Source organism: Stackebrandtia sp., from assembly GCF_035643755.1.
In the GTDB taxonomy this organism is placed as follows: Bacteria; Actinomycetota; Actinomycetes; order Mycobacteriales; family Micromonosporaceae; genus Stackebrandtia.
The window spans coordinates 1-4,452 of sequence record NZ_DASQPW010000136.1; the positions used below are offsets into that span (position 1 = coordinate 1).

Sequence of the window (4,452 nt, forward strand, 5' to 3'; positions counted from 1 at the left end):
CGCCGCCGTCGTCGCCGCGCCCGACCGCCGCGTGGTCGCCTGCACCGACGTGCTCGTGGAGGGCCGCCACTTCCGGCGCGACTGGTCGACCGCCACCGACGTGGGCCACAAGGCCGCCGCCGCCAACCTGGCCGACATCGCCGCCATGGGCGCGCGCCCCACCGCGCTGCTGGTCGGGCTGGCCATGCCCGACGACGTCGGGGTGTCGTGGGTGGAGGAGCTGGCGGACGGGCTGGCCGCCGAGGCCGCGCCGCTGGGCGCGGCGGTGGTCGGCGGCGACACCGTGATGGCGGGGGAGCTGAACATCTCGGTGACCGCGCTGGGGGACCTACAGGGAAGGCACCCGGTGACCCGGTCGGGGGCGCGGCCCGGCGACGTGCTGGCCATCGCGGGCCGGGTGGGCTGGGCCGCGGCCGGCACCACCATCCTGTCGCGGGGCTTCCGCTCGCCGGGAATCCTGGTGGCGGCGCACCGCCGCCCCGAGGTGCCGTACGACGCCGGGCCGCTGGCGAGCGTGCTGGGCGCCACCGCCATGATCGACGTCTCCGACGGGCTGATCGCCGACGTGGGGCACATCGCCGAGGCGTCGAACGTCGCCATCGACGTGGATTCGTCCCAACTGGACATACCCGAGGCGATGCGCAACGCCGGCCAGGCCATGGGTGTGGAACCGCTCACCTGGGTGCTGACCGGAGGCGAGGATCACGCCCTGGTGGCCAGCTTCCCGCCCGACGTGCTGCTGGGCGCGGACTGGCGGGTGATCGGGCGGGTCGACGCCGGCGACGGGGTCACCGTGGACGGGGCGGCCTACGACGGGCCCGGGGGCTGGGACCACTTCGCCTGAGGGCACGCAAAATGCCGCCAGGCGCTCGTCCCGGCGGCGTGCGTTCGTGGGGTCGTTAGCGGCTGACCTTGCCCGCCTTGAGGCAGGAGGTGCACACCTTGACGCGCTTGAGGTTGTCACCCGAGCCGGACGCCGCGCGCACGCTCTGCAGGTTGGGGTTCCAACGGCGGTTGGTCTTCTTCTTCGACCACGGCACGTTGTGGCCGAACCCGGGGCCCTTGCCGCAGACTTCGCATTTGCGGGACATGTGCTCGTACTCCTGGATGTGTTCACGCGCAAGGTGTTCACGCGCGGTGCTCTCACGGATTTTGGTGATGATGTTGTCGAGCGCTTCGCGGACAACTGGGCAACTGTACCCGACCGGCCGGGGGCGGGTCTGAGGTGGTCAGGCACAGTAGATTACTAAGCCAGCGCCCGCCCTTCTTCTTGAGAAAGCGACACACCGATGAGCTACCCGCCCCCACCCCCGCCCGGGAACGACGGATCGGGGTACGGACCCCCGAACCCGGGTTTCGATCCGACGGGGCAGCCGTATCAACCCGGCGGGTCGCCGCAGCCAGATCCGTACGCGCCGCAACCCGACCCGTACGCGCAGCCGTCCTATGACCCGAGCGCGCCGCAGTCGGGCATGCCGTACGACCCGAATGCCGCCTACGGCGCGCCGCCGATGAGCGGCATCCCGGCGTCGGGCCAGCCGTACCCGGGCCCGCCGATGCCGATGCGCCCGGCCAAGAGCGGACCGCCCGCCTGGGCGTTCATCGTCGGGGGAGTGGTGCTGGTCCTGGTGCTGGGGATCGTGGGCGCGATCGTTCTCATCAACAACGGCAAGGGCGACGACAGCGCCGATGACGACAGCTCCTCCTCCAGTTCCGAAAGCACGTCGGAGTCGGGCAACGACGACAGCGCCTCGCCCTCGGGCGACCTGATCACCGACCCCACCACGGGCCTGGGCTTCAAGCGGATCAGCACCTGGGCCGACGCTTCGGACCTGCTGTACGCCACCCCCGACCTGGTGGCCTCCAACGGCCAGACCCTGAGCACCGAGACCAACTGGCAGGCGATGTTCGCCGTCGGCGAGGTCGACTTGTCCAAGGTGGACTACAAGAGCACGGACGACCTGAAGTCGGTCGTCAAGAAGATCGCCAAGGACGTCGACAAGACCGACTACAACAAGACCAGCGGCGCCACCGATCCGCTGGACGGGCTGAAGCGGGACGGCAAGGCGAAGTACACCGACCTGAGCATCAGCGGCACCAAGGGCATCATGGCCACCTACACCCTCAAGTGGGACAAGTCCAACGGCCTGAAGGCCACCGGCGAGCACCTGGGGGTCGGCGTCATCGACATCGGCGGCGGAAAGCTGGCGGGTTTCGTCGTGTCCAACCCGTCCAACACCCCCGACTCGGAGGTCAAGAACACCTCGGACGCCCTGGACTCCCTGACCATCGCCTAAGAGGGAGGGGGCGCGGGCTGTTCGGATGAACTCGAGCTGTCGCCTGGACGACGTATGCTGCTGCGGGTACTTTTTCTACCGCAACAGTCGCGCATCCGTGACCGCGTTCTCGCCGAGAGCAGCGTTACCTCTTCCTCGAAAGTTGAGCGATGACCTACCCCCCGCAGCAGCCTGAAGACGGCTGGTCCGATCAGCAGGAACCGGAGCCGATCGACCCCTTCGCGCCGCAGCAGGGCAACCAGGGGCAGCCCGCGCCGCAGCAGGGCTACGGTCAGCCGCAACAGCCGCAATACCCGCCACAGCAGGGCTATCCGCAGCAGCCCGAGTACCCGCAGCAGCAGCCACAGCAGCCGTACCCGCCGCAGCAGCAGCCGCAGTACCCGCAACAGCCGTACCCGCAGGGCTATCCGCAGCAGGTTGACCAAAATGGCCAGCCGATCTACTACCCGCAGCAGCCCGCGCAGCCGGCGTACCCGCAGCACGAGGAACCGCCCACCGACCAGACCCAGTCGATCCCGCCGTCGCCGCACGACGAGCAGGGCACCCAGGTGATCGGCCAGCCGCCCGTCGTCCCGATGGAGCAGCCGTACTCGGCGGCGCCGGTGTCGGTCGACCCGGCCTCGGCCCAGCCGTACTCCGGACAGCCGTACTCGGCCCAGCCCTATTCGGCGCAGCCGTATTCGGCCCAACCGTTCTCGGCGCAGCCCTACTCCGGCGCGCCAGCGCCGGAGGCAGCAGCATGGCCCGGCGCGCCCGCCCAGCAGTCGGCGCCGCCCGGCGTCCCGGAGTCGCCGTTCGCGACCAGCCCGCAGGCGCAGCAGGTCAGCGGCCTGCCCGCGCCCGTCAGCGCCTCGCCCACCTCGTCCCAGCCGTGGGGCGGGGTCCCGGTGCCGCAGTTCGTCCCGAAGAAGCAGCGCAAGGGCCCGCCCGGCTGGCTGTACGTCGTGGGCGTCCTCGTCGTGGTGGCCGCGCTGGCCGTCGGCGGCGCCTTCTACTTCGGTTTCCTCGGCGGCGGCAAGCCCACCTCCGACGGCTCGGCGTCGCCGTCGGGCGACACCGGCTCGAAGTCGAAGTTCAAGTCGACGCTGATCACCGACGACACCTCGGGGCTCGGCTTCATGTCGCTGCCCAAGCCGTGGAAGAAGGCCGCCACCTCCGACGACGTCCCGCCCGGCTTCAAGAACGCCTACGGCCAGATCGCCCCGGTCGACGGCGACAAGGGCGTGCCCGGCCTGTTCCTGGTCGGCGAGGTGGACCGCAAGAAGGTCAAGTACAAGACCGTCAGCGGCGTCGACGAGACCGCCGCCCGCATGTCCGGGATGATCGACAAGGCGTTCTGGAAGGCGCCGTCGTCGAAGAAGGCGCTGGACGCCAGCGCCGACGGCACCCCCAGGACCAACTTCCTGAGGGTCGACGGCCACCGCGGCGCCTACGTGTCGTACCACGTGAAATGGGACTCGTCGTCCATGAAGGACCAGGGCGCCGATGTCTACGTCGGACTGTTCGACCTCCCCGAGTCCGGCAAGCTCGCCGGTTTCGTGGCGGCCGTGCCGCAGTCCCTGTCCAAGGACTACAAGCTCGACGTGGCCAACACGGTCATGACTTTGGAGTTCAAGTAACTGTCCTGACGCCTTGTCGTAACGAGTCGTTAAGCTCGTCTACTGTGCGACAGGTCGACCCACCCCACCATCCGCTGGAGGTACTGGACGCCCGGGGCGTGCGGCGCTGGTACGCGGCGAGCCTGGGGGTGCTGACCCTGCATCGCCGCACAGTGGACGAACTCAACGTCTTTCCGGTGCCCGACGGCGACACCGGCACCAACCTCGCCGCGACCCTGACCGCCGCCTGCGTCGCCCTGGAGGACCTGGACGACACGGCGCTGCTGCCCGAGATCACCCACCGCGCCGCCCGCGGCGCGCTCCTGGGGGCGCGCGGCAACTCCGGCGTGATCGTCGCCCAGATCCTGCGCGGCCTCGCCGACACCTGGGGCGTCGAGGCGGTGAACGCCGAGCGCCTCGCCGCGGGCCTGCGCCATGCCGCGCACAGCGCCAACGACGCGGTGGCCGCCCCGGCCGAGGGCACCATCCTCACCGTTGCCCGCGTGGCGTCCGAGACCGCCGGGCGCCACAGCGCGTCGTCGCTGGAGGCCGCGGTC

At 70.3% G+C, this 4,452-nt stretch carries 5 protein-coding genes; 4 read left to right on the forward strand and 1 reads right to left on the reverse strand.

Annotated elements, in window-relative coordinates; genetic code table 11:
• On the forward strand, nucleotides 1–844 hold an 844-nt coding region (locus VE172_RS10585; RefSeq protein WP_324800951.1), incomplete at its 5' end, for a thiamine-phosphate kinase.
• A 55-nt stretch (nucleotides 845–899) separates the two neighbouring features.
• Here VE172_RS10585 and rpmB read toward each other — a convergent pair.
• Nucleotides 900–1,091, reverse strand: a complete 192-nt coding sequence (gene rpmB / locus VE172_RS10590; RefSeq protein WP_324800953.1) for a 50S ribosomal protein L28 — start codon at nucleotides 1,089–1,091, stop codon at nucleotides 900–902.
• A gap of 198 nt (nucleotides 1,092–1,289) precedes the next feature.
• Here rpmB and VE172_RS10595 point away from each other — a divergent pair, with 198 nt between their 5' ends.
• The 3 genes from VE172_RS10595 to VE172_RS10605 all read left to right on the forward strand — a co-directional run.
• Nucleotides 1,290–2,297 carry a hypothetical protein gene (locus tag VE172_RS10595; protein WP_324800956.1) on the forward strand — a complete coding sequence of 336 codons (1,008 nt, stop codon included), beginning with the start codon at nucleotides 1,290–1,292 and terminating at the stop codon, nucleotides 2,295–2,297.
• Nucleotides 2,298–2,446: 149 nt separating this feature from the next.
• The gene (locus tag VE172_RS10600; RefSeq protein ID WP_324800959.1) at nucleotides 2,447–3,916 is read left to right on the forward strand and encodes a hypothetical protein; all 1,470 of its coding nucleotides are present in this window, start codon (nucleotides 2,447–2,449) and stop codon (nucleotides 3,914–3,916) included.
• A 44-nt stretch (nucleotides 3,917–3,960) separates the two neighbouring features.
• A partial coding sequence (locus VE172_RS10605; RefSeq protein ID WP_324800962.1) for a DAK2 domain-containing protein occupies nucleotides 3,961–4,452 on the forward strand: 492 nt, incomplete at its 3' end.

Coding starts and splice junctions, on each gene's coding strand:
- rpmB (WP_324800953.1), bottom strand. CDS start 1,091: ATGTCCCGCAAATGCGAAGTCTGCGGCAAGGGCCCCGGGTTCGGCCAC.
- VE172_RS10595 (WP_324800956.1), top strand. CDS start 1,290: ATGAGCTACCCGCCCCCACCCCCGCCCGGGAACGACGGATCGGGGTAC.
- VE172_RS10600 (WP_324800959.1), top strand. CDS start 2,447: ATGACCTACCCCCCGCAGCAGCCTGAAGACGGCTGGTCCGATCAGCAG.